General features: G+C 63.6%; 23 protein-coding genes. 18 read left to right on the forward strand and 5 right to left on the reverse strand.

Annotated elements, in window-relative coordinates:
* Positions 1–405: transposase family protein (locus EWV37_RS00005; RefSeq protein WP_238662958.1), on the reverse strand; the 405-nt coding region annotated here is incomplete at its 3' end.
* A 106-nt stretch (positions 406–511) separates the two neighbouring features.
* Entirely contained in the window at positions 512–1,651 is a 1,140-nt protein-coding gene (locus tag EWV37_RS00010; RefSeq protein ID WP_238662959.1) for a sialidase family protein, read from the reverse strand.
* Between the two features lie 118 nt (positions 1,652–1,769).
* On the opposite strand from EWV37_RS00010, the gene EWV37_RS00015 reads away from it, so the two are divergent.
* A complete protein-coding gene (locus EWV37_RS00015; protein ID WP_095798962.1) occupies positions 1,770–3,095 on the forward strand; it encodes an ISL3 family transposase in 1,326 nt (441 codons plus the stop codon).
* Here EWV37_RS00015 and EWV37_RS00020 read toward each other — a convergent pair.
* The gene (locus tag EWV37_RS00020; protein WP_238662960.1) at positions 3,055–3,906 is read right to left on the reverse strand and encodes a LamG domain-containing protein; all 852 of its coding nucleotides are present in this window, start codon (positions 3,904–3,906) and stop codon (positions 3,055–3,057) included. The genes EWV37_RS00015 and EWV37_RS00020 overlap by 41 nt on opposite strands.
* A 365-nt stretch (positions 3,907–4,271) precedes the next feature.
* Here EWV37_RS00020 and EWV37_RS00025 point away from each other — a divergent pair, with 365 nt between their 5' ends.
* Together EWV37_RS00025 and EWV37_RS00030 are read left to right on the forward strand one after the other, a co-directional pair.
* The gene (locus EWV37_RS00025) at positions 4,272–5,747 is read left to right on the forward strand and encodes an MFS transporter (protein ID WP_129699297.1); all 1,476 of its coding nucleotides are present in this window, start codon (positions 4,272–4,274) and stop codon (positions 5,745–5,747) included.
* Positions 5,748–6,002: 255 nt separating this feature from the next.
* Complete coding sequence (locus tag EWV37_RS00030) at positions 6,003–7,520, forward strand: exo-alpha-sialidase (RefSeq protein WP_129699298.1); 1,518 nt, start codon at positions 6,003–6,005, stop codon at positions 7,518–7,520.
* A 3-nt stretch (positions 7,521–7,523) separates the two neighbouring features.
* Here the strand turns inward: EWV37_RS00030 and EWV37_RS00035 are convergent, their stop codons facing one another.
* Positions 7,524–8,195 (reverse strand): FadR/GntR family transcriptional regulator, encoded by a 672-nt coding sequence (locus EWV37_RS00035; RefSeq protein WP_095798033.1) that lies wholly within the window; start codon positions 8,193–8,195, stop codon positions 7,524–7,526.
* A gap of 224 nt (positions 8,196–8,419) precedes the next feature.
* Complete coding sequence (locus EWV37_RS00040; protein ID WP_129699300.1) at positions 8,420–9,394, reverse strand: sugar-binding transcriptional regulator; 975 nt, start codon at positions 9,392–9,394, stop codon at positions 8,420–8,422.
* Between the two features lie 175 nt (positions 9,395–9,569).
* Between EWV37_RS00040 and EWV37_RS00045 the strand changes: the two genes are divergently transcribed.
* The 15 genes from EWV37_RS00045 to nusB all read left to right on the forward strand — a co-directional run bounded on the left by EWV37_RS00045 (position 9,570) and on the right by nusB (position 25,251).
* A complete protein-coding gene (locus EWV37_RS00045; RefSeq protein ID WP_371514717.1) occupies positions 9,570–11,297 on the forward strand; it encodes a glycerol-3-phosphate dehydrogenase/oxidase in 1,728 nt (575 codons plus the stop codon).
* A 165-nt stretch (positions 11,298–11,462) separates the two neighbouring features.
* Positions 11,463–12,197, forward strand: a complete 735-nt coding sequence (locus EWV37_RS00050) for an MIP/aquaporin family protein (protein ID WP_095798107.1) — start codon at positions 11,463–11,465, stop codon at positions 12,195–12,197.
* A 41-nt stretch (positions 12,198–12,238) separates the two neighbouring features.
* The gene (glpK, locus tag EWV37_RS00055) at positions 12,239–13,801 is read left to right on the forward strand and encodes a glycerol kinase GlpK (protein ID WP_095798031.1); all 1,563 of its coding nucleotides are present in this window, start codon (positions 12,239–12,241) and stop codon (positions 13,799–13,801) included.
* A 222-nt stretch (positions 13,802–14,023) separates the two neighbouring features.
* A complete protein-coding gene (gene rpsD, locus EWV37_RS00060; RefSeq protein WP_095798030.1) occupies positions 14,024–14,659 on the forward strand; it encodes a 30S ribosomal protein S4 in 636 nt (211 codons plus the stop codon).
* Positions 14,660–14,860: 201 nt separating this feature from the next.
* On the forward strand, positions 14,861–15,376 hold the full coding sequence (locus tag EWV37_RS00065) for a DUF948 domain-containing protein (protein ID WP_095798029.1): 516 nt from the start codon (positions 14,861–14,863) through the stop codon (positions 15,374–15,376).
* Between the two features lie 65 nt (positions 15,377–15,441).
* Positions 15,442–15,834, forward strand: a complete 393-nt coding sequence (locus EWV37_RS00070; RefSeq protein WP_095798028.1) for a hypothetical protein — start codon at positions 15,442–15,444, stop codon at positions 15,832–15,834.
* Complete coding sequence (alaS, locus tag EWV37_RS00075) at positions 15,834–18,521, forward strand: alanine--tRNA ligase (protein ID WP_129699303.1); 2,688 nt, start codon at positions 15,834–15,836, stop codon at positions 18,519–18,521. Before EWV37_RS00070 ends, alaS begins: the two co-directional genes overlap by 1 nt.
* Positions 18,518–19,009 carry a Holliday junction resolvase RuvX gene (gene ruvX, locus EWV37_RS00080; RefSeq protein ID WP_129699305.1) on the forward strand — a complete coding sequence of 164 codons (492 nt, stop codon included), beginning with the start codon at positions 18,518–18,520 and terminating at the stop codon, positions 19,007–19,009. The genes alaS and ruvX overlap by 4 nt, the downstream gene beginning before the upstream one ends.
* A gap of 81 nt (positions 19,010–19,090) precedes the next feature.
* A complete protein-coding gene (gene mltG, locus EWV37_RS00085) occupies positions 19,091–20,317 on the forward strand; it encodes an endolytic transglycosylase MltG (RefSeq protein WP_238662961.1) in 1,227 nt (408 codons plus the stop codon).
* 17 nt (positions 20,318–20,334) lie between these two features.
* Positions 20,335–21,237: a shikimate dehydrogenase family protein gene (locus tag EWV37_RS00090; protein ID WP_129699307.1), complete on the forward strand. Its 903-nt coding sequence runs from the start codon at positions 20,335–20,337 to the stop codon at positions 21,235–21,237.
* A gap of 62 nt (positions 21,238–21,299) precedes the next feature.
* Entirely contained in the window at positions 21,300–22,553 is a 1,254-nt protein-coding gene (aroC, locus tag EWV37_RS00095; protein WP_095798023.1) for a chorismate synthase, read from the forward strand.
* Complete coding sequence (locus tag EWV37_RS00100) at positions 22,550–23,092, forward strand: shikimate kinase (protein ID WP_095798022.1); 543 nt, start codon at positions 22,550–22,552, stop codon at positions 23,090–23,092. The genes aroC and EWV37_RS00100 overlap by 4 nt, the downstream gene beginning before the upstream one ends.
* Positions 23,089–24,180, forward strand: coding sequence for a 3-dehydroquinate synthase (gene aroB / locus EWV37_RS00105; protein ID WP_095798021.1), 1,092 nt, complete (start codon positions 23,089–23,091; stop codon positions 24,178–24,180). Before EWV37_RS00100 ends, aroB begins: the two co-directional genes overlap by 4 nt.
* Before the next feature lie 97 nt (positions 24,181–24,277).
* Entirely contained in the window at positions 24,278–24,841 is a 564-nt protein-coding gene (gene efp, locus EWV37_RS00110) for an elongation factor P (protein WP_095798020.1), read from the forward strand.
* Positions 24,838–25,251 carry a transcription antitermination factor NusB gene (gene nusB / locus EWV37_RS00115; RefSeq protein WP_095798019.1) on the forward strand — a complete coding sequence of 138 codons (414 nt, stop codon included), beginning with the start codon at positions 24,838–24,840 and terminating at the stop codon, positions 25,249–25,251. The genes efp and nusB overlap by 4 nt, the downstream gene beginning before the upstream one ends.
* The last annotated feature ends 67 nt before the right edge of the window (positions 25,252–25,318 follow it).

A 25,318-nucleotide genomic window follows, 5' to 3' on the forward strand; every position in this document is an offset into this window, starting at 1 on the left:
GTTCCAGGCGACTCCGAGCATGTCCGCCAGGGCGGAGACCGCGATGTCGTGGGAGCGCAGCTGCGTCACCGCCCAGGCGATCGCGCGGGTGGTGAGCTTGGCCCGCGGCGCGGCGAGTTCGTGGACCTCGCTGAACGTCGAGATCTCGCAGGCATCCTCCCGGCACCGGAGGATCCGCTTGCGCCACAGCACCCGCACGGGCACTCCGGCACACGGCAGATCGTGGAGCAGGACCTCCCGCCGGCCGTGACCGGTGGCGAGCACCCCGCAGGACGGGCACCCCACCAGCGTCGGAGAAGTCTCCACCACCACGGTGAACGAGCGTGGTCCGCGTTCCACGGCCCTGACATGGACGTCGGGCAGGTCGAAGAGCGCGCACGCGGGCGCGCAGATAGCATGAGACACGTCGAGGCCTTCATGGATCGGGTTGCTTGGTCGCTACCCATCCTGGAGGCCTCGACCTCTACCCAGACCTCACAACACACCCCTCGAGACGCCCACGCGCACACCGCTACCCATGCTCATCTGTGAAGGGCCCGTAATCCACCTCGCCCCAGCTCTGTCCGCCATCCGTGCTCACAGCGTGTGCGACGCGCCCCGACGGGTGTTGATTGCGCATGTACACGTGGACTGATCCGTCACGTCCCTCGACGAGAGCCGATTCGTGCAAGGAGCCCCGATCATCCTCGAGCCGTCGGGAGCTGAGTTCGACGTCATCGAGTTGTCGACCGTCATTCGGAGACGATCCTCGCGTCCAGGTGGAACCAGCGTCGTCGCTGAAGATGACGGCGCATGAGAAGGTTCTCCCTTCTTCGTGGTTGTAGTAGACAGGGAAGATCAGTCGACCCTGGTGTTTGCCGCGAGTTAGTTGAATTCCATTACCGGGGGAGGTCCCGAAGAATCGCATCCACTCCTCCTTGACCTGCGGTGTGATGTCTTCCGGATCGCTCCAGGTTTCCCCGTCGTCGTCGCTATGGATCAGTAGCACGTATGAGGTTCGGGCGCTCAGCAGGGACTCGTGCGGATCTTCCCCGGTGGCCAAATGAATGTTGCCGGCCGGTTGCGAGTTCTTGGTGACGTTTCCGTCCCGGGCCACGTGGTAATCGGTGGCGGTGCCGTCCTCAGAAATCACTGTTCCGTCGGTTCCGAGCAGATATCGATGATCGTGTCGGTCGGTTAAAACCATGCGACCTTGGTCGTCATATCCGGTGCCGGGTTCTACATTGGGTTGCCCGTAGCCACCGGGGAACTGATCGATCAGGACAAAAACTCGCCCCGTGTTCTTGTCCTGCACGATCACCGAGTCAATGACGGACGCCGCCGTTCGTCCACTTCCGGGGTATTCGAGAAGTACCTTCGCTTCCTCCCAGGTGGCTCCGCCGTCCATACTGCGACGCATGACGAAGTTGATGTCATTGGGGCTGTCATTGGCGATGCTGACCCGCTGATCGGCACCCGCGAGGACCACACCCGACTCAAGGGTCAACAGGGCCGGAATTCGATAGCTGCGCGATCCATTCATCCCGGTGTCGAAGAGAGCTTGAGTGTGGATCGGCTCCACCGATGCCAATCGTTTGACCTGGTGATCGGAAAGTACGGAGTCGTAGATCATGGCGGACTGTGCCTCGCCGAAGAGCCGGGTGCCTTCCAAATTGGGCTCTTCAGAGTTGAGTGTGGGCGCGCCGGTGGTGCGGGGTAGCTGGGGATAGACGTCGAGGTCCTCGATGATGAGCGGACTCTTACCTCTGCTCGCACCAAGGACCTCGACAATGCTTAACCATAGTTGCGTATGCCCTGACGCGCTCGATCGCTGCGACCGATGCGATCTCCTCCTCGACTTCCCCGGCCTCCACCTGGTCTCGGTCACGCAGGCTCCCTCGGGCCTGGTGCTCGAGGTGGAGTCCTGCGTTCCGGTCCAAGGCTGTCCCGGCTGCGGAGTCATCGCTACTGGTCACGGCCGTGTGGTGGTCGAGGTGATTGATGCGCCCTGGGCGGGTCGGCCGGTGCGGGTCCGATGGCGCAAGCGCCGCTGGATCTGTCACGAGGACGTTTGTGCGGTGGTCTCGTTCGTCGAGCAGGACCCGGAGGTCTGTGCGCCGCGCGGTCTGCTGAGCACACGCGCGATCCGGTGGTCCATCGGTCAGCTCCGGCGCGAGGGAGCGACGATCCAGGGCCTGGCCCGGCAGCTCGGCACGACCTGGAACACCCTCTGGACTCAGGTCCGCCCCGTCCTGGCCACGGCCGCTGACGACCCGGTCCGGTTCGAGAACGTGCAGGTCCTGGGCGTGGACGAACACATCTGGCATCACCGCGACCCCCGCCGGCGCGGTCCGAAAGAGCTCACCGGGATGGTCGAGCTGACCCGCGGACCCCACCCCACCGCCAGGCTCCTCGACCTCGTCCCCGGCCGATCCGGCAAGGCCTACCGCGACTGGCTGGACGAGCGGGGCGAAGGGTTCCGGAAGCGGGTCGAGATCGCGACGTTGGACCCGTTCCAGGGATACAAGAACGCGATCGATGACCAACTCGAGGACGCCACCTGCGTGCTGGATGCGTTCCACATCGTCAAGCTCGCCGGCGCGGCAGTCGATGACGTCCGCCGCCGGATCCAACAGGAGACCCTCGGCCACCGAGGCCGCAAGGGCGACCCCCTCTACGGCATCCGCCATGTTCTCCGCGCCGGGCGAGAACGCCTCACGTCTCGCCAGCAGACTCGCCTGGAAGCTGCGTTCACGGCCCATCCCGATCACATCGCGGTCGAAGTCGCCTATCGCTGCGCTCAGGACCTTCGGGACGTGTTCCACCAGCCCACGCCTGCACGAGGACGCCAGCTTGCCGAAAAACTCATCGCCTCGCTGCCGACCTGCCCGATTCCCGAGATCGCCAGGCTCGGAAAGACCCTGAGACGCTGGAAGACCGCGTTCCTGGCCTACTTCGACACCGACGGCGCGAGCAACGGTGGTACCGAGGCCATCAACGGGATCATCGAACTCGGCCGCCGCATCGCCCGCGGCTTCCGCAACTTCGAGCACTACCGCCTCCGCATGCTCCTCATCACCGGTGGACTCGACGCCTCACCCCACACTCAACTCTGAAGAGCCCCAAATTGGCACCCACCACAACTCGCTGAACATCTCCGATATCACGGAAGAACGCAGTGCCGGCGGAATGCAGTGTCTGAAAACCATCGACGAAAAGCTCGAGAGCGCCTCGTCCGCTGACCAGCACCACATCGTGCCAGTCACCGTCATCCCATCGGCCGCGAGCGCGAATGCCGGCCACCACGTCGTCTCCGGACGTCACTGTGTAGGTGATATCTCCGTCTTCGATGGCAAGAGACAACCGTCCGTTCGATCCCTCTGCCTCGACGATGGCTCCGCCCTGTCCTTCACCGCGGGTGCGGTACCGTGCGCGAATTGCCCCACCGTTCAGGGAGCCGCATCGTTTGGCGTCCCGCGGTGCGAGCTCGGCCGCAGCGAACTGGATCAGGGGAGAAACGGTCAGGGATTCGGCCACGACCGCAGTGTTGGAAAGGGGCGCGCCCCAGACAGTGACCCTGGAAACCTGCATGATTCGGCGGGGATCTACCGTGAGCGAAGAAACTTCGATGTCGCTGAACCACGCGTGAACGGTGGCGGAGAAGGCCTCGTAACCATCAACAAAGAGATGCGTTCCTGTCTCGTCGACGGTGAGGGCGAGGCTGTGGGGCTGCCCGTCGTCAATGCCGATGGAGTCTTCCGCATCCAGTTGCCGTGTTTCATCGTTACATCGAATCCAGCCGTTCATCCTCCCGCCGGTGACTTCCAGGGTGGTCCGTCCCCGCTTACCCCGGGCATCGAGAAGCGGCCCGTCAATGGTGGTGCTGAAGTCGATGTGAACCGTCCCCTCCACGTCGGATCCGACCATTGACCTGCATTTCTCCAGGGAACCTGCGATGTCTGCGGTTCCTCGCTTGATATCCAAGCGGACGGGCGGAGTTGTGTCTTCGTAGCGCATCGAGGGCAACCCTTCATAGTTCGTGCGTCCCGCTGTCAGTGTGGTTCGACCGATCGAACTTCGCGGGCGTTTCCATCGAGATCAGCCGTAGGATGTCTGATGTTCTCAAGTAATGTACATCACATCAAGAGCCGCGTGCCGGTGGGATCCGCAGTTATCCACGGATTTGGCCGAGGGTCTGGCGGGGTTAGTCAACCTGGTGTACCGTCTCGATGCTGAGGACATCAGACGTCCTATTTCTTATCCGCCGCCCCAACAGATCACTGGAGGTCCAGATGACGGTGCAGCCGAAGACAACGACGCAGGTGCCGTGGTGGCGGCAACTCGACAGAACCAAGTGGAAGGCATTCTTTGCCGCGTGGCTCGGAGTGGTGCTGGACGGTTACGACTACGTCCTGATTTCCTTCGCCCTGGCAGAGATCATTCGAACCTTCGACCTGACCCTTGTGCAGGGCGCATCGCTGGTATCCGCCGCCTTCATTTCTCGCTGGATCGGTGGCTTGATGTTGGGCGCCTTCGGGGATCGGTTCGGACGGAGGCCGGCGATGATCGTATCGATGGGGCTCTTCGCGGTCGCGTCCGTGGCCATGGCCTTCGCCCCGAGCTACGCTTTGCTCTTCCTCTTCCGTCTCATTGTCGGTTTCGCCATGGCAGGGGAGTACTCGACATCGGCCACCTATGTGATCGAGTCTTGGCCCAAGCACATGCGCAACAAGGCCTCCGGCTTCCTGCTGTCCGGCTTTGCCTTCGGTGTGATCCTGGCCGCTCAGGTGGACAAGTACTTGACTCCGGCCGTCGAGGCCTGGCATCCGGGGTGGGGCTGGCGAGCCTTGTTCCTCACCGGCATTGCTCCGATCTTCGTGGCCTTGTACATGCGCAGAAATCTGCCGGAAGCGGATGAATGGGAACAAGCGAAACGAGAACGGACACGCGACCGGGAGCCGGATGCGTTCCACGTCTTGTTTTCGGGCAAGCGCCGGATCCTGAACATCTTGGGCGCGGTGGTCGCGTCCGTGGCGCTGATGTTCATTTTTGCCACGGACCTGGTGCCGGGGTGGGCGATTGCTGTTCTTGCCGTGATGCTGGCTGCGATCTTCATTATTTTCATTGCCCAGTTCGACCCCAAGCGATGGATTATCGGCGTCGCGATCATGGTGACGATCTTCGCGTCGTTCATGTACACCTGGCCGATTCAGGGACTGCTCCCGACCTACCTCGAGGGTGTGGGTTACGACCCCGGAGCTGTCAATACCATTGTGACTTTCGCGGGTCTGGGCAACGCCATCGGGTACATCGTTGCGGGATTCGCGGGCGATGCGATTGGTATGCGGCGCTGGTACGTCATCAGTTTGTTCATTTCGCAGACCCTCGTTTTCCCGCTGTTCATTCAGGGCAGTGAATTCGTGATCCTCGTCTCGGCTCTTCCCTTCTTCAACCAGATGTTCGGTCAGGGAGTCTCCGGTCTACTCCCCAAGTGGGTCGCGAGCTATTTCCCGGTGGAAAGACGCGCTGCCGGGTTGGGATTCTGTTACAACGTCGGTGTGCTCGGTGGTGCGGTAGGTCCATTCCTCGGGGCAAATTTGGCCAATACCTACGGGCTGGGAATGGCGTTGGCGGTTCTGTCCGTCGGATTTGCCCTCATCGTGATCTTGTCCATCGGCTTGAACGTGCCTCGTCGACTTCAGAGCCTGGTGAACCGCGACGCGGTCCGCCCCGAAGACGGCAATGACGAAATAGTCGATCAGGCCTGAGCAGACCATCTTGTCGGGGAGAATCACGTGGCCGGTGGTCCGGTCTGATTCTCGACCTTCGCAACGGACGAGGCACACTTCATGAACAATAGAATTGAACGCCGAACTTTTCTCGGATCATTGGGCGCCCTGGCGAGTTTGGGCCTGGTCGGAGGGGATCGACTGTTGAGCCCCGCGGTCGCGGTCCCGAGTTCCCACGCCATGGCTGTCCTACACCGTGGCATCGTGGATTCCCGTTTCTTCCGCATCCCGTTCTTGCTGGCGACCCAGTCCGGCGGGCTCATCGTCGGAGCTGATGCCAACCGGTCAACCACAGGGGATTCGGCCGACAACATAGATGCAGTGATCCGCGTCAAATCCCGGGCCAGCGAGGGGAATTTGGCGGAAGGGTGGTCAATCCCTCACATTGTTGCTCCCATCGACATGAAGGACTTCGCGTCGAATTCGGAGTATGCGCAAGAAAGTGCCTCGGTCATCGACGGGGCGATCGTTCAGGACCGGAGCACCGGACGCATCCTGCTGTTGATCGACCTGTTCGCCTGGAATGGCGGGGTGTTCGAACATCTCAACGTTCTTGCGGACAGGAGTGTCCGCGGTGGGCGCACTCGGTCCTTTCCGCTGGGCGACGGTTTTGCCAAGGTCTCGGGTAGACCAATGCTCCTGCTGTCGACGCAGAATGTCACCGGTGATGCCGACGGCAAGACCGGAAACATCAACCTGAACACCGACCGCTCCAAGTTCGCAATGGTTGCCGATCTGGATGGTCCGCGAGATGCCGACGGTCGGGTGAGGGTCTTCAATCTTGTGGGAAAGCCACGGCCGTATGGTGAAGCGGGCGTTGACGATTCGAATTTGAGTCTTGGTGAGCCCACTGGGTTCACCCTGGACAATGATTTCGTGGTGCATCGCCACGGCCAAGCATTGACCGTGCCCCAAGTGGGGACATCCGTTGCCGTTCCGATGAGGGTTTTTTACAAGAAGTCGGTTCTGCAGGTCTATAACACCAGTCATATTGCGCAGGTCTTTTCGGATGATGACGGACAGACCTGGCGGATGGGGCGACTGGTCACGCACGAATTCCGTTCACCCGACTCGCGCTACAGCTTGCTGGCACCCGGTCGATGTATCCAGATTGAGCAGGGCGCGCATGCGGGCCGACTGGTGGTACCGACCTACACGCAGATGGCGACCGGGATCGAGGCCGTCGCGGTGGTGAGCGACGACGGCGGCGCGAGGTGGACACGAGGCGAACCCGTTCCAAGCGACGTCGCCATGCACGAGACGGCGATCATCGAGGCAGCACCGGGTGTTCTGCGGAGTTTCCACCGACATGCGGCGAGCACCGGTGGAAAGGTGCTCAGCGCCGAGAGTCTGGATGGTGGAATGTCGTGGTCGAAACCCCAGTCTGCCTTCGGCGATCTGGGTCCGGGCGTCTCATGCCAGGTTTCCGCGTTGTCCTTGCGGCAACGTCTCGCCTCCAAGGAGACCGGAGAGCGACTGCCGGCTCTTGTGGTCATTACCCCCATGGACCGAGCGCGCAAGAATGGAGTGGCCCATCTGGGAGTAGTGCACACGGCCGCCGGTGGAGACCCACGAACACGGGTTGAATGGATCAGCCGCGTGGAAATCACCGATCCCACGACACTCTTTGCCTACTCGTCCGTGGATCAGCTGCAGGACGGACGTCTTCTGGTGCTCTTCGAATCGTCTAGGACACAATCGTGGGCCGATGGTCTGCAGGCCATGTACTTGCAGGAGATCCCCCTGCCCTGACGGCTAGGAATCGTGTTCGGCCAATGCCCGCTGGAGAGGCCGGTAATGCTCTCGGACCGCCTCCCGGTAGGCATTGGCGTCGGCCGCCTTGAGCGCGTCGAGCATGGCCTGGTGCGCGCGCACCGTGTCCAGAATGTCTCGAGCGGGTCGGATCCCTAGTTCGGGCAAGGCTGCGGTGTGCACCTCCCAGAAAGCCAGGACCAACTGATGAATCAACTCGTTGCCCAACGGAGTCAGCAGGGCCGAGTGGAATGCTGAATCGTCCTCCGCGAAGGACTCTCCCGCGTGGGCGCGCCGTTCCATGCGCTGAACAATGGCTTCAAGCTCGGTGTGATCCACCGTGCGGTGAGCCTTGATCAAATCATCAGTGATGAACAGATCCAGCGCGATGCGCACCTGCACCACTTCCCTTAAGGTGCGCAGGTCGTTGTGGAGGTTCATGCGTGCCCGAAACATCAATCCAGAGATCAAGGGCGCCAGTGACATCTGTCCCACGAACGTACCGTGGCCGTGTCGTACGTCCACGATGTCGAGTGAAGCCAGGACCCGAATGGCTTCGCGGATGGACGAACGGGACACACTGAGGGCCTCGCCCAGTTCGACTTCCGTCGGCATGGGATCGCCCGGGCGGAGTCCTTGCGAAATGATCAGTTCTTGGACCTGATCGGCAACCACCGGACGAGTTTCGCTCCTTGAGGCTTGGCTCACCGTTCTCCCCCGATCGGATACCGCCACACCTGCGGACTCAACCCCTGACGATCCGAGAAAACCGTTTCCGCATGTAATGGCTCATTAGGATGTCTGATGTTGAACTCTAGATGAGCCCGTTCACCTCAAGCAAACACACCGTGAAGTCGCGGTTCCATGACGTCGCCAACATTGGTGCCTCCCGTGATACATCAGACGTTGACGGACGGCCCGGGCGGTTCCAGATGGTCGAAAACCTCTTTGGCCGTGAGGTCGTCGATGACCAGATCGGTCACCGCACCGGAGCGAAGGGCTCCCAGGATCCCTCGCACCTTGTGTCGGCCCGAGACCACGCACATGCGGCGTGTAATCCGGGCGAGGTCCGACGGCGTGGGTCCTGAGGCGCGGCGGTTCACGTCGATATCCGCATAGCTCCCGTCCTCGCGGATGAACACTGTGCAGATGTCACCGACTACACGGTTCTCGTTGAGGCTGCGCAGGGCCGCCTGGGTGAAGTGGCCTTCCGTGTACACCTGGGACAGCACCGGTCCTTGGAACGCACCCACACTGAACACTGCAAGGTCCACGGCGGATCGGACGGCGAGAATCCGCCGAACGGAGGACTCCTTCCACAGCAGCGCACGGGTCTCCTCCAGATCGAAGAACGCTGGAGTGGGGAACGGATAGAGCTCGGCATTGAAGGCGCGCGCCATGGTGGAGAGCAGGGGAGTCGAGGTTCCAGCGCCCGTGGTCCGCGGGCCCGCGGCCCCGTTGAGTTGCACGACCGTGACGTCTTGGGCATTCGTGGGCCCCAAATGGGCTGCGATCGTGGACGTGGTGGTGCCCCACGCCACTCCGAGGATCGAACCGTCCTCGACCCAATCGACGAGCAGGTTCGCCGCGTACCGCGACACGGCCTCCAGCCGCTGCCCACTGTGGGACGACCGTTGCGTACCCGCAATGTGGGCGGTGACACCGAAAGTCTCGTGGAACCGGCGCGACAGTCGATCCGGAGGATGATCAGGTGGCCTCAGGGAAATTCTGACGATGCCTCGGCTCTTGGCCTCGGACAGCATCCGCGACACCGTGGAGCGGGAGATCCCGAACCGTTCCGCCACCGCACCCATGGTCATGTCCTGAACGAAGTAGAGCTCCGCGACTTGATAGAGGAATGAATCGTCGTGCATGACACTTCCTTCCGGCTGCACGTATGTGCAATTGGGTTGAGCATACGTGCATTGAGGAGGCATGGTGGTGCGCATAACTACGCAATGGGACGTAGATCACATGTCCCGCCGTAGCGTGGGTTTCTAAGAATCCACGCAGCACACCCGTACGCACAGGTTGAATGAGGTAGATCCCGTGAGAACCACAGTCTTGAATCCCGAATCCCGCCAAGCCGCGCTTCGCGAGATGGCCAACGGCCCGGAACTGGACGTCCTGGTGATCGGCGGTGGTGTCACGGGTGCGGGCGTAGCACTGGACGCTGTCACGCGTGGTCTGCGCACCGGGATCGTTGAGGCTCAGGACTGGGCCGGTGGCACGTCGCGGTGGTCGTCCAAGCTGGTTCACGGTGGGTTGCGTTATCTCCAGCAGTTGGACTTTAAGCTCGTAACGGAGGCTCTTCACGAACGCGAGCGGTTGCTCTACACGCTGGCACCCCACCTGGTGAAACCGGTTCCGTTCCTCTACCCGATCCTCCACAGGGTGTGGGAGCGTCCGTACGTGACGGCTGGCATCGGGCTCTACGACACGCTGGCGCACGTCGGCTCCAAGGTCGCCTCCATGCCGTTCCACCGTCACCTCTCCGAGCGCGGTGTTCAGAAAGCGTTCCCCAGCATCAAACCGGGCGCCATGGTCGGCGCGGTCAAGTACTGGGACGGGCGCGTCGATGACGCTCGCCTCGTCTTGACCCTGATCCGTACCGCAGCGGGTTACGGCGCCTTGGCGGCCTCGCGCACCAAGGTCACGGGTTTGCTCAAGAACGACGACGCCGCCGTGGTCGGCGCGCGGGTCACGGACCTCGAGACGGGGGACGTCTTCGAGATCCGGGCGCGTAAGGTCATCGCGGCAACGGGTGTGTGGACCGAGGAGACGCAGGACTTGGCCGACACGGACGGCGGACTCAAGGTCCTGGCGTCCAAGGGCATCCACATTGTCGTACCCCGCGAACGCATCAAGGGCGAGGTGGGTCTGATTCTGCAGACCGAGAAATCAGTGTTGTTCGTGATCCCGTGGGAGCACTACTGGATCATCGGTACCACGGACACGCCTTACGAGCAGGATATTTCCGCACCCGTGGCCACCTCTGCGGATATCGATTACGTCATAGAACACGCGAATGTCGTCCTGGATGAGCCGTTGACCCGCGAGGACGTCATCGGGAGTTTCGCCGGACTGCGCCCACTGCTGCAGCCGGGGGTCAAGGACGGTACGGAGACCGCGTCCACCAAGGTCTCCCGCGAGCACACCGTGGCCGAAGTGGTTCCGGGGCTGATTTCCATTGCCGGCGGAAAACTGACGACCTACCGCATCATGGCGCAGGACGCCGTGGATTTCGCGCTCGGTAAGGAGCGCGCAAAACAACTGCCTTCGGTGACCGAACGGACTTTGTTGCACGGCGCCGACGGCTACGTTCCCCTGACTCGCCAGGTCGAGCAGATCAGCGATCGATACGGATGGACACCGGACATGGTCGAGCACCTGCTCAATCGCTACGGCTCGGCCATTGCCGAGATCGAAGCCATCGTGGATGAACGAGCGGACCTCGCCGAACCGCTCAAGGACGCACCCGATTACGTGCGTGCCGAAATTGTCCAAGCGGCCCGCAACGAAGGCGTGCTGCACCTGAGTGATGCCTTCCAGACCCGCACGCGCATGAGTTACGACCAACCCGATCACGGACTGGCCGTGGTCGACGAGGTCGCCGACCTGCTGGCCGCCGAACTCGGCTGGGACGCCGACCGCAGGGCGCAAGAGGTTCAGGCCTACCGAGAGCTTTCCGCCGCCGAGGACGCCGCCGCCGAAACCACCGACGACACGGCCGCCGCAGCGGCACGGGCCGCGGCGCCGTCGTTGAACACCCTCTGAAGACGGGGCGATACCGCACAACGAGATGGGCAATCAACGCCCCAGAAACCGCATGAACCACCGGTCCATACGGACCACCGAGAGAGAAAACAAGACTGAAGGAGTCATCCAATGACTGCATTGACGGCGCTGCTGCCGATGGAGACAGCAGCGGAAGTGGTGCCCCTGGGCACGGTGTTCTGGTCCGAAGTGCTGGGTACGGCCATGCTGACCCTGCTGGGCGTGGGCGTGGTCGCCAACCACCTGTTGGGAAAGACGAAGGGCAATGCGGGTGGTTGGTTGCTGATCAACTTCGGCTGGGGCCTGGGCGTGTTTGCCGGTGTCTACGTGGCATGGCAGTCCGGCGCCCACCTGAATCCTGCCGTGACTGTGGGCCTCTTGGCCTCCGGTGCGGAAGAGTATGCCCCCGGGGTGGCCGTGACCGTGGCCTCGACCCTGGTGTACTTCGCGGCTGAATTCCTCGGTGGTTTCCTGGGCGCCGTGGTCGCGTGGATCGCCCACAAACAGCACTACGACGAGCCCCTGGAACCCGCCGCGAAACTCGGCACCTTTGCCACCGGGCCGGAAATCCGCTCCTACCCGTGGAACATCGTCACCGAGACGATCGCGACCTTCGTGCTGGTGTTCGTGATCCTCATGTTCGGCGGAACACCGTCCGAACTGGGCCCCTTGGCCGTGGCACTGCTGGTGGTCGGTATCGGCGCCAGCTTGGGCGGACCCACCGGTTACGCGATCAACCCGGCGCGTGACCTCGGTCCCCGTATTGCTCACGCGATCCTCCCGATCCGAGGCAAGGGCGGCAGCGACTGGGGCTACGCTTGGGTCCCCATCGTGGGTCCCATCCTGGGCGCCCTGATCGCCGGTGGCATCTTCCAGATCTACCCGTCCGCCAATTTCTGATCCACGAACTACCCACCACAACGATGTGAGGAGTTACCACCATGACCAAGCGATCCGGCACCACAGCCGCAAACGGTAAGAATTCCAACGAGGCCCAGTACGTGATGGCCATCGACCAGGGGACCACGAGTACCCGGGCCATCATCTTCGACCACTCCGGCAATATCGTCAGCGTCGGGCAGCAGGAGCACAAGCAGATCTTCCCGCGCGCCGGGTGGGTCGAACACGACGCCACAGAGATCTGGCGCAACGTGCGCCGGGTCGTCGCCGATGCCTTGGCGGAGACGGAACTCACCAAGGACGACATTGCCGCGGTGGGTATCACCAACCAGCGTGAAACCACGGTCGTGTGGGACCGCACCACCGGCAAGCCGGTGTACAACGCCATCGTGTGGCAGGACACCCGCACCCAGGCGATCGTCGACGAGTTCGCGAAGAACGGGGGAGTGGACCGCTTCCGCAAGCGCACCGGTCTGCCCCTGGCCAGCTACTTCGCGGGCCCCAAGATCAAGTGGATCCTGGACAACGTGGACGGCGCTCGCAAGAAGGCGGAGGCCGGCGACCTGATGTTCGGCACGACCGACAGCTGGCTCGTGTGGAACATGACCGGCGGTACCAACGGCGGTGTGCACGTCACGGACGTCACCAACGCGTCCCGCACGCTGCTCATGAACATCGAGACCCTCAATTGGAACAAGGACCTGGCAGACGCCATGGACGTTCCGATGTCCATGCTCCCCGAGATCCGTTCCAGCAGTGAGGTATACGGCAAGGGCCGCTCACGGGGCTTCGTGAGTGGCGTTCCGATCGCCGGCATCCTGGGTGACCAGCAGGCTGCCATGTTCGGTCAGACCTGCTTCAAGCCCGGCATGGGCAAGAACACCTACGGCACGGGCAACTTCTTGCTCATGAACGTGGGCGAGGAGCCGGTGCAGTCCGAGAACGGTCTGATCACCACGGTCTCCTATCAGATCGAGGGTCAGAAGCCCGTCTACGCTCTCGAGGGTTCCATCGCCGTGACCGGTTCGTTGGTGCAATGGGTGCGCGACAATCTGGGCCTCATCAAGGACGCCAAGGAGATCGAGACGCTCGCCAAGGACGTGGAGGACAACGGCGGAGCGTACTTCGTACCGGCGTTTTCCGGACTCTTCGCACCCCACTGGCGCCCGGACGCCCGCGGTGCCCTGGTGGGGCTGACCCGCTACGTGCGCAAGGAACACATTGCCCGCGCCGTGCTGGAGGCCACCGCCTACCAGTCGCGCGAAGTGGTCGAGGCCATGAACAAGGACTCCGGCCAGGACCTCGTGGAACTGCGCGTGGACGGCGGCATGACGGCCAACGAACTACTCATGCAGTTCCAGGCCGATCAGCTGGACGTGCCGGTCATCCGGCCCAAGATCACCGAAACCACCGCCCTGGGTGCGGCATACGCGGCGGGTCTGGCGGTCGGTTTCTGGACCGATCTGGACGAGATCACCGAGAACTGGGCCGAGGACAAGCGGTGGAAGCCCAACGGCAAGACCGAGGACAACGACAAGCTGTTCCGCAACTGGGGCAAGGCTGTGACCAAGTCGTTGGACTGGGTGGACCAGGACGTCGACTGAATCGGCTATAGTTGATCGCTGGCTGGCAAGCTGCGCTCAATCATGACCTCATCACCGTGTCACCCTCACGGCCGAGATCATCTGAGCCAACTGTAGGTATGACGGATTGCGGCTGATCCGCACCTCTCCCGCCGGGACCGATTCCCGCGCGCAGGAGGCCAGAACCACACAGATCGGTTCACGCACCACCGTGCGTGCACCGTCGACCGCATGAAAGGCAACATGGCTAACAACGCATTGCGTGCGCGCCGTCAGGTGCGAAAGTCCCGCGCCCTCGGTATCGCACTGACCCCGAAGGCCGAGAAGTACTTCGAGCGTCGCCCGTACGCTCCCGGTGAGCACGGTCGTGCCCGCCGCAAGTCCGACTCGGACTACAAGGTTCGTCTGACCGAGAAGCAGCGTCTGCGCGCTCAGTACGACATCCGCGAGAAGCAGATGCACCGTGCCTACGTGGAGGCCAAGCGTCAGGACGGCCAGACCGGTGAAAACCTCATCGCTCTGCTCGAGACTCGCTTGGACGCTTTGGTGCTGCGCGCTGGTTTCGCTCGCACCATGGCTCAGGCCCGCCAGGCCGTCGTCCACCGCCACATCATGGTGGACGGCCAGCGCGTGGATCGCCCGTCGTTCCGCGTGCGCCCGGGTCAGATGATCCACGTGGTTCCGCGTTCCGAGAAGATGGTTCCGTTCCAGGTGGCCGCCACCGGCGCACACCAGGACGTCCTGCCCGACACCCCGGGTTACCTGGACGTTGCGATCGACCGTCTGCAGGCAACGCTGACTCGTAAGCCCGAGCGCTCCGAGGTCCCCGTGACCTGTGAAGAGCAGCTCGTGGTCGAGTACTACGCCCGTATGGCGTAATGCTTTTCCCACGCTCTCCCGGTTTCGGGTGAGTGGTGCACACAGCCCGTGGCTTCCGGCCGCGGGCTGTGTGTGTTTTCGGGGGCGGATGAACCGGCAGCCCCCAGCAAGGTTGGGTAAAGTTTCCCTTCGGTCGGCCGTGGCACCGGTTCGTGGCACGGCACATCATCAGCTCAACAGACGAGAGGTACGGATCGCCCTATGGACGGTGGAGATATCGCGGGACTCATTTCCGCGGGCGTGTTTGCGGTGCTCGTGGGATTGTTGGCACTTCCGATCATCAAGCTCGGGCGCGTGTTCGACGAACTGCGCCTGACCATCCGTTCGCTCAACGATGGCACCACACCCTTGATCGACGAGGTCACCCGCACGGTGTCCACCACCAACACCCAGTTGGAAAAGGTGGACGGCATCACCTCCAACGTCTCGGATGCCTCCGCCAATGTGTCGGCGCTGTCCTCGCTCGTGGCGTCCACGGTGGGTCAGCCGCTCATCAAGGTTGCCTCGTTCTCGCACGGTCTGCGTCGCGCCTTCACACCGCAACAGGGTCCCAGCTCGCCGCAGCCGGGGGCCTCGCCTTCCGCGAACCACAGCACCGCCGACGGCGCGGCGGGCTCGACCCGCGCGACGGCGCCCACCGCGGCACCCGCTACGGAACACCCCGCCTCGGAACGCCCCACCTCGGAGGGGCCCGGCACGGTGCGCGACCAGATCTGAGTTTCTTCGGGCCGTGAACGTGCCCGAGCCACGTAATTATCGAGTCGGACCCGAAGGGACACACCATGGGAATGTGGTCCAAACTGGCGCTCATCGCCGCCGGAGCCATCGCGGGGAGCGTAGCCACCCGCGTGGCCAACAACCCGAAGACGCGAGAGGCGATCGCGGGGCAACTGGAGCGGCGTCGTAGTACCGAAGTGCAGCTGCGCTCCGGCTCGGCCGTACAGCGGATGCAGGCCGTGAGCGGCTACCTGCAGGATTTCGCGGCGCGCGTGAAGTCCGGGATGAACGAACGCGAAACGGAATTGCGCGAGCAATTCGGCGTGCGCACCCCGGTCGATCACACCGCCAATCACCCCGGGGCGGGCGGCCCGCACACCGTGGTGGGACCCCAAGACAACGTAGAATCCACCGAGATTATCAATCGCGGTCAATCGTCAGAAGGAAATAACCGGTAATGCTCTCACACGAGATCACCCAACGCTGGCTGAGCTATTTCGAAAGCCAGGGTCACAAAGTCGTGCCGTCCGCCTCTCTGGTGTCCAACCAGCCGGGTGCGATGTTCACCATTGCCGGCATGGTGCCGTTCATCCCGTACTTCCTGGGGCAGGAAACCGCGCCGTTCCCGCGTGCCACCTCGATCCAGAAGTGCATCCGCACCCTGGACATCGAAGAGGTCGGTAAGACCGCGCGCCACGGCACGTTCTTCCAGATGGCCGGCAACTTCTCCTTCGGCGACTACTTCAAGGAGAAGGCCATCCCCATGGCCTGGGAGTTGCTGACCACCCCGCTCGACAAGGGTGGCTTCGGGTTGGATCCCGACCGCCTGTGGGTCACCGTGTACGAGGGCGACCAGGAGTCCTACGACCTGTGGCGCGACACCGTGGGTATCCCCGAGGAGCGGATCCAGCGCATGGGCCGTGACGAGAACTACTGGGACACCGGTCAACCCGGCCCCGCCGGCCCCGACTCCGAGATCTTCTACGACCGCGGCGCCCGCTACGGCAAGGAGGGCGGCCCGGCGGTCGATGACGACCGTTACATCGAGATCTGGAACCTCGTGTTCATGCAGTACCAGCGCGGCGAGGGACAGGGAAAGAACTACGAGATCCTCGGTGACCTGCCCAAGAAGAACATCGACACCGGTTTGGGCGTGGAACGTCTGGCCATGTTGCTGCAGGGCGTGGAGAACTTCTACGAGACCGATCAGGTCCGTCCCGTGCTCGACGCCGCCGCCGAGCTGTCCGGTCGTACCTACCGCGGTACCGAGAACGCGGAGCAGGAGGGCTACGAGGACGACGTGCGCATGCGTGTGGTCGCCGACCACATCCGATCTTCGCTCATGCTCATCGCGGACGGCGTGACCCCTGCCAATGAGGGACGCGGCTACATCCTGCGCCGTCTGCTGCGCCGTGCCGTGCGTTCCATGCGTCTGCTGGGTGTCACCGAACCGTGCCTGCCCGTGCTGCTACCGGCCTCGCGTGACGCCATGAAGGGCGTGTACCCGGTTGTGTCCAATGATTTCGAGCGGATCTCCCGCATTGCGTACGCAGAGGAGAAGGCGTTCCTGAAGACCATCGAGTCCGGCACCGCACGCCTCGAGCACGCCGTGACCCAGGCCAAGTCCGAGAAGCGCGTGGTCAGCGGTGCGGATGCGTTCGCCCTGCACGACACCTTCGGCTTCCCGATCGACCTGACCCTGGAAATGGCCGCTGAGGCCGGCGTCTCCGTGGATGAGAAGGCCTTCCGCGGACTGATGACCGAGCAGCGCGAGCGTGCTCAGGCGGATGCCCGCGCCAAGAAGGGCGCGATGGCGGACCTGTCCGAGCTGCGCCGCCTGCTCGACGACCACGGTTCCGTGTTCACCGGTTACACCGAGCTGGTCACTCAGACCTCGGTGCGCGCCGTGCTGTCCGAGGGCGTGACCGTCCCCGCAGCCAGCGCCGGTGAACAGGTGGAGATCGTCCTGGAAGAAACTCCGTTCTACGCCGAGGCCGGTGGCCAGGCCGCTGACGTGGGAATCATCGAGGGCCCTGACTTCTCCCTGGAGGTCCTGGACGTCCAGCAGCCCGTCAAGGGTCTGTCCGTGCACCGTGTCAAGGTCACCTCGGGTGAAGTCACCCAGGGTGCTGCGGTCACCGCGCGCGTGAACTCGCGCCGCCGCCACGACGGCGAGGCCGCCCACTCGGGTACCCACGTGGTGCACGCTGCCCTGCACGAGGTGCTCGGCCCGGACGCCGTGCAGCGCGGTTCCTTCAACAAGGAGGGTTACCTGCGCTTCGACTTCTCCCACGGTGCGGCCCTGAGCGCGTCCCAGATGCAGGAGATCGAGCAGATCTCCAACACGGCCATCCGTGACGACTTCGAGGTCGTGACGCAGGAGATGCCCTTGGCCGAGGCCAAGAAGCTGGGTGCCATGTCCCTGTTCGGCGAGAAGTACGGCGAGAACGTGCGCGTGGTCGAGATGAACGGTCCGTGGTCGCGTGAGCTGTGCGGTGGTACCCACGTGGGCTCCACGGCCCAGCTGGGTTCGTTGTCCTTGGTCTCGGAACAGTCCGTGGGCTCGGGTAACCGCCGCGTGGAGGCGCTGGTGGGTCTGAACTCGTTCAACCACCTGGCCGCCGAGCGCACCCTGGTCAATCAGCTCACCGGCATGCTCAAGGTCCAGTCGACCGCCGAGCTGCCCGAGAAGATTTCGGCAACCTTGGACAAGCTCAAGGAGACCGAGCGTCAGCTGACCGTGCTGCGTCAGCAGCAGCTGCAGGCTCAGGCCGGTCAGCTCGTCAACGACGCGCAGCGGCTGGGCACGGTCAACGCGGTCCTGCACAACGCCGGTGAGGTCGCGTCCGCGGACGCCCTGCGTTCCCTGGCACTCGATCTGCGCACGCGCCTGGGTTCCGAGCCCGCCGTCGCCGCCGTCACGGGTGTCGCCAACGACCGCCCGCTGATCGTGGTGGCCGCCAACGACGCCGCTCGCGACGCCGGTCTGGCCGCGGGCCAGCTCGTTCGCACCGCCGCGGGGGTGCTCGGCGGCGGTGGCGGTGGCAAGCCGGATGTCGCCCAGGGCGGCGGTTCCGACGCCTCCAAGATCGACGACGCACTCGAGGCCGTGCGCGAGCAGATCCGCTCCGTAGTGGGCGCGTGAGCAGCACCTTCGTGAGAGGTGTCCGCATGGGCGTGGACGTGGGATCGGTCAGGGTGGGAATAGCCCTGACCGATCCTGACTGCGTGTTGGCCACGCCGCATCAGACGGTCACCCGGGACAAGAATCGCAAGAAACGCTTTGATGTGAAAATCATCACAAGCATGTGCGAGGAATTCGGAGTGGTCGCGGTGTACGTTGGATTGCCGCGTAGCTTGAACGGTCAGGAGAATCGATCCACGGACATGGCCCGAGAGTACGCGGCAGCCCTGCAGAATCGGTTAAGCTCACGTGAGTGCGAAACAATTGTGCGGCTCGTGGATGAACGCTTGTCCACGGTTGCGGCGCACCAGTCGCTTCTGGACGCGGGGGTATCTCGGAAGCACCACATGGACAAGGTTGATCAGATGGCAGCTGTGACGTTCTTGCAGGCGGCCATCGATCAGGGCAAGGCAACGGGAACCGAACCCGGTTTCCCCATCGACAGTTAGATCGCGGATAATGGACGATATTCTTCGGCAGTGCGCCGAAAGTATCCGAAGACCACGGACAACGGCGGACGGAGATCATTCGTGAGCGATCAGCCACGAGATAACAAGGCCAACCGCGGCCCTGAACAGGGTGGCGCAAAGGACTCCGCCACGTCCGGCGGCCTTCTGAGCACTCTGGAAGCCGACGATAAAAGCCGCCGCCCGGGTCTCTCCGGTGCCTTCGAGCACCATGATGTCTCCCCGGAGATGGCGGCCCGCCAGAAGCGCCGTTCGCGCGCGTCCCTGGCCACGGCCATTGCGCTGTTCATTGCGGCCCTGTTGATCGTGGTGGCCGTACTCGGATCCGCTTTCGGCCTGTTCGAACGCAAGGATTACAACGGTGAAGGCGACCAGGACGTCAACTTCACCGTGGGCGACGGTCAATCAACCGGTCAGATCGCCAATTCCCTGGAGTCCGAGGACATCGTGGCGAATGCCGGATACTTCATCGAGACGTTCCAGGAACGCTATCCCGAAGACTTCATCCAGCCCGGTGATTACCAACTCAAGACCCAGATGAGCTCGGACGCGGCCATCGACGTGATGATGGAGCGCGACGAGGCAACGCACTATGCCGCCGTGCCGCAGACTCAGCGCATCGACGACACCTTCCAAACCCTGAGTGAATCCACGGGCATCGACACGTCCGAGTTCGAAGCGTTCAAGGAAGACACCGATCGCTTTGGCGTTCCGGAAGAATTCCCCACCCTCGAAGGCTGGCTGCACCCCGGTGAGTACCGCTTCCCGTTGGACGCCAGTGCGGAGCAGATCATCCAGGAGATGGTCGACCGCACCAAGGGCACGTTGAACAACAACGAGGTCCCCGAGGATCAGTGGTTCCGCGTGATCACCGTGGCATCGCTCGTCGAGTTCGAGGGTGTACCGGACATTTATCCCGAGGTCGCCGGTGCCATCTACAACCGCATCGACCGTCCGGACGATGAGACCAACGGCTTGATCCAGTCGGATGCGTCCGTGACCTACGGCCTGGGCAAGCGCTCCTACCACGTCTCCGATGAGGAGAAGCGCGACAAGTCCAACCCCTACAACACGTTCGCCCACCCTGGTCTGCCCGTGGGACCGATCGGTTCGCCCGGTGACGAGTCGATCAAGGCCGCCGCCAACCCGGACGAGAACGATTACTACTACTGGGTGACCGTGAATCTCGACACCGGCGAGACCAAGTTCGCCGAGAACTTCGAAGAACACAACCGCAACGTTGACGAGTACCAGCAATGGTGCGCGGACAACGAAGGCCGGTGTAGCTGATTCACGGGGGAGCAGACATGGAGCGATACGCCGCAGCGGTGCTGGGTCACCCCGTGGCGCACTCCCTGTCACCCGTCCTGCACTCGGCCGCCTATCGCGTGATGGGCGCCGAGTGGGACTACACACGGTGGGACGTACCCGCCGAGGACTGGAACGGGTTCTGGCGTGAGCGCGTGGCCGAAGGTTTCTGGCGTGGTTTCTCCGTGACCATGCCGCTCAAGTCCTTGGCTGCCACCCAGGCTGATGAACGTACGGCGATGGTCGAGGCCCTCGGAGTGGCCAACACTCTGGTGTTCCGGGCGGACGGTTCCACCATCGCGGACAACACGGACGTCACAGGCATCATGGCCGCCGTAATCGCCGCGCGCGAGATCCCTTCGGAGCCTCGCTGCGCAATTCTCGGTGGTGGTGGCACGGCCACGGCTGCGGTCGCCGCCCTGCACGGGCTGGGCGCCCCGTCAATCGACGTGTTCGTGCGCTCCCTGGATCGTGCCGGGAAGGTCACCGACGCCGCGGCGAGACTCGGCGCGACCGTCACCGCGCGCGCGTGGGGCGAGGCAGCGGCGTCGTTGGCTGACTACGATGCCGTGATCTGCACGCTGCCTCCCCGCGGGGCCGATGAACTGGCGGCGGAGTTCGCAACCCTGAACGCGTCGGTGAGTGGCGTACTCCTCGACGCGGCGTATGACCCCTGGCCCTCGGCCATAGCTCGGTCATGGCAGGACGCGGGCGGAGCGATCGCGCCCGGAATAGATATGCTGATCTTTCAAGCGGTCGATCAAGTGCGCTGGTTCACCCTGGGTCGCGCGGATCGACCCGTTCCCCGCGAAGCCGAGCTCACGGCCGCCATGTGTCGGGCCGTTAATCGCCCCGAGCGCGCGATCCCGCAGCGGGTTCGCGAAGCACGTCTGAACCGTTGACCGGATCACCGTCCGTTTCCGGGAGCCTGACCGGCTCCCACGATCGAGTACTGGAGTAGAACATGTTGCGTTGGCTCACGGCCGGAGAATCTCACGGCGAGGCCCTCGTGGGAATCATTGAAGGTGTTCCCGCCGGGGTGGAACTCACCACCGAGATGATTCAACGGGCACTGGCACGCCGCCGTCTTGGTTACGGTCGCGGCGCACGCATGAAGTTCGAACAGGACAAGGTCCGCATTCTGGGAGGTGTGCGGCACGGCCTGACCCAGGGTGGTCCCGTGGCAATCGAGATCGCCAACACCGAATGGCCCAAATGGCAGGACGTCATGAGTTCCGATCCCGTGGACGCGGCCAAGCTCGAGGGTCGTGCCCGTAATGCTCCGCTGACTCGCCCTCGCCCCGGTCACGCGGACCTCACCGGTATGCAGAAGTACGGTTTCGTCGAGGCACGTCCGGTCTTGGAGCGCGCGTCGGCCCGCGAGACCGCTACGCGCGTGGCCCTGGGTGTGGTCGCCTCCCAGATTCTGGCGGCCCTGGACGTGCGTCTGGTATCCCACACGACCGCGATCGCGGAGGTTTCGGTTCCCGAGGACGCCGCCCTGCCCACCGCCAGTGACGTGGAAGCGCTCGACGCCGATCCGTTGCGTTGCTTCGACAAGGCCACCTCGGACGCCATGGTCGCGACCATCGACGACGCCCACAAGGCGGGGGAGACCCTGGGCGGCGTGGTCGAGGTGCTCGCCGAGGGCCTGCCCCCGGGACTGGGCTCCTACGTGCACTGGGATCGCCGTCTCGATGCACGCCTGGCCGGAGTACTCATGGGCATCCAGGCCATCAAGGGCGTGGAAGTGGGTGACGGTTTCCGCACCGCGGCACGTCCCGGCACTCGCGCCCACGACGAAACCCTGCCCGGTTCGGACAGCACCGTGCACCGTGTGACCAACCGCGCCGGTGGTATCGAGGGCGGCATGTCCATCGGTGACCTGCTGCGTGTGAGAGCAGCCATGAAGCCGATCGCCACCGTTCCCCGTGCCCTGCACACCGTGGACATTTCCTCGGGCGAGGCCGCCCGCGCCCACCACCAGCGCTCGGACGTATGTGCCGTACCGGCGGCCGGTGTCGTTGCAGAAGCCATGGTCGCACTTGTGCTGGCCCAAGCAGCACTCGAGAAGTTCGGCGGCGACTCGATTGCGGAGACCGTCCGCAACAAGGACGCCTACCTGGCGGCTATTCCCGAGAACCTCCGGACCTCGCCGGAGCTGGCCGACCCCTCGGAGCTAGCGGCCCTCGATGAGGTGCGCGGGGACCTTTCGTGAGTTCCCTGCCCACGCCGTTGGTGCTCATCGGGCCCATGGCGGCGGGAAAGTCACACCTGGGTCATCACTTCGCCAAGCGCTACGGTCTGGATTTCGTGGATGCCGATCACGTGATCGAGGCGCACCACGGTCCGATCCCGGCGCTGTTCACCGCTCACGGGCAGCAGCACTTCCGCGCGATCGAAGCCGAAGTGGTCGCAGACCTACTGGCAGACCACCGTTACCGCAACGCGGTGATTTCACTCGGTGGGGGAGCACCCATGACCCCGGCCGTACAAGATCTGCTGGCCGGTCACACGGTGATCTACCTTGAAGTCGATGAGGCCACGGTTCGCCCGCGGATCACTGGGAACAAGACCCGCCCCATGCTGCAGCCGGACCCGGAACGGCGCTGGCGGGAGATTTTGGACGAACGGCGTGACACGTATGAACGGCTCGCCACGATCCGCTTGGACGGCACCGGCCACCGGCGCATCGGTTCGCTGGTCCAGCAACTGCACAGAGCTTTGAAAGAACTACGAAGGGACGCCACAGCATGACTGATTCGGTGACCACCATTCCCGTCCAGGGAGACACCCCCGACAACCGGTACGACGTGCTCGTGGGCAACGGGCTGCTCGGCAAGGTCCCCGAGCTGCTCGGTGAACGCGTCAAGAAGGTCCTGATCATCCACCCCCGCGCCCTGCGCGCGACCGGTGACCTGGTCCAGGAGGACCTCAAGAACGCCGGCATCCAGAGCTTCGTGGCCGAGATCCCGGACGCCGAAGAGGGCAAGCGTGTTGAGGTCGCCGCGTTCTGCTGGCAGATCATGGGCACCTCGGACTTCACCCGCACGGACGCCGTGGTGACCGTGGGCGGCGGTGCCGTGAGTGACCTGGGTGGCTTCGTGGCCGCCACGTGGTTGCGCGGCGTGCGCGTGATCCACCTGCCGACCACCCTGCTGGGCATGGTCGACGCCGCCGTGGGCGGTAAGACCGGGATCAACACCGCGGAGGGTAAGAACCTCGTGGGATCCTTCCACCCGCCGGCCGCGGTCGTGTGCGATCTCGACTCGCTCAAGACCCTTCCGGAGAACGAGTACCTGACCGGCATGGCCGAGGTCGTCAAGTGCGGTTTCATCGCCGATCCCGTGATCCTGGATTTGATCGAGGAACACCCGCAAGAGGTGCGCGATTCGCAGTCGCCCGTGGTGCGTGAACTGATCGAGCGCGCGATCCGGGTCAAGGCCGAGGTGGTCTCCTCCGACCTCAAGGAATCCGGGCGGCGCGAGTTCCTCAACTACGGCCACACACTCGGTCACGCGATCGAGCACAACGAGCGCTACCAGTGGCGACACGGCGCCGCGGTCTCCGTGGGCCTGGTGTTCGCCGCGGAACTGGCGCGTGCGGCCGGTACGCTCGCCGACGACGTCGTGGACCGCCACCGCAGCATCCTCGAGTCGTTGGGGCTGCCCGTGACGTACCGCGCGGACCAATGGCCGCGTCTGCTCGAGGTCATGAAGCGGGACAAGAAGACCCGCGGCAACCTGTTGCGCTTCGTAGTCCTCGACAAGGCCGGTTCACCGCGCATCATGGAGGTTCCGGACCCCGCGATCCTCTTCGCGTGCTACCAGGAGATCGCCGAATAGCGCGCACGAACGGTGTACCGCACCGGGCGCGGTACACTGGTTCGGCTTAACGCCCCCAAAATCTTTGCAGTGATGTTTCCGACGAGAAAGTGAATCCGTGGCAACCAGCAACGACATCAAGAACGGCACCATCCTCAAGCTCGACGGGAACCTGTGGCAGACCATCGAGTTCCAGCACGTCAAGCCGGGCAAGGGTGGCGCGTTCGTGCGCACCAAGCTGCGCAACGTGACCAGCGGCAAGGTGGTCGACAAGACCTTCAACGCCGGTGCCAAGATCGAGACCGCCACGGTGGACCGTAGTGAATACCAGTACCTGTACCAGGATGGCGAAGACTACGTGTTCATGGACAACTCCACCTACGACCAGATCACGGTTCCCACCGCTGTCGTGGGGGATGCCGCCAACTTCATGCTCGAGAACCAGAACGTGACCGTGGCGATGTACGAGGGCGCTCCGCTGTACATCGAGATGCCGCCGTCGGTCGTCTTGGAGATCACCTACACCGAGCCCGGTCTGCAGGGCGACCGCTCCACCGGTGGCACCAAGCCCGCCACCGTGGAGACCGGCTACCAGATCCAGGTTCCGCTGTTCCTGGAACAGGGCACCAAGGTCAAGGTCGACACCCGCAACGGCGACTACCTGGGACGCGTCAACGAGTGAGCAGCGCACGCAGTAAAGCCCGCGTCCGCGCGGTAGAAATTCTGTTCGAGGCCGAACAGCGTGACGAGTCCATCCAGGACGCGCTGAACCGCCGTCGTGACAACAGCACCTCCAAAATCAACCCCTACACGGTGGACATCCTCGAGGGTTTCTATGATCGCGCCGAGGACATCGACGAGTTCCTGGAAACTTATTCGCAGGGTTGGACCCTGGACCGCATGCCCGCTGTGGACCGCAATGTCCTGCGCGTGGGCGCGTGGGAATTGCTCTACAACGACGAGATCCCGGATGCCGTGGCGGTGTCCGAAGCCGTGGCGGTGGCCCGGGAATTGTCGACCGATGATTCACCCCGGTTCGTCAACGGGCTTCTGGGTCGGTTGCAGAAAGTTAAGCCGTCTCTGCTGGATTGACGGCGTGGGCCCCGGACCGCTCGTACAGAGCGATCCGGGGCCTTTCTCCTGTGATAGCGTCACATCA

Origin of the sequence: Kocuria carniphila (assembly GCF_004136555.1) — a bacterium.
GTDB classification, from domain to species: Bacteria; Actinomycetota; Actinomycetes; order Actinomycetales; family Micrococcaceae; genus Kocuria; species Kocuria carniphila.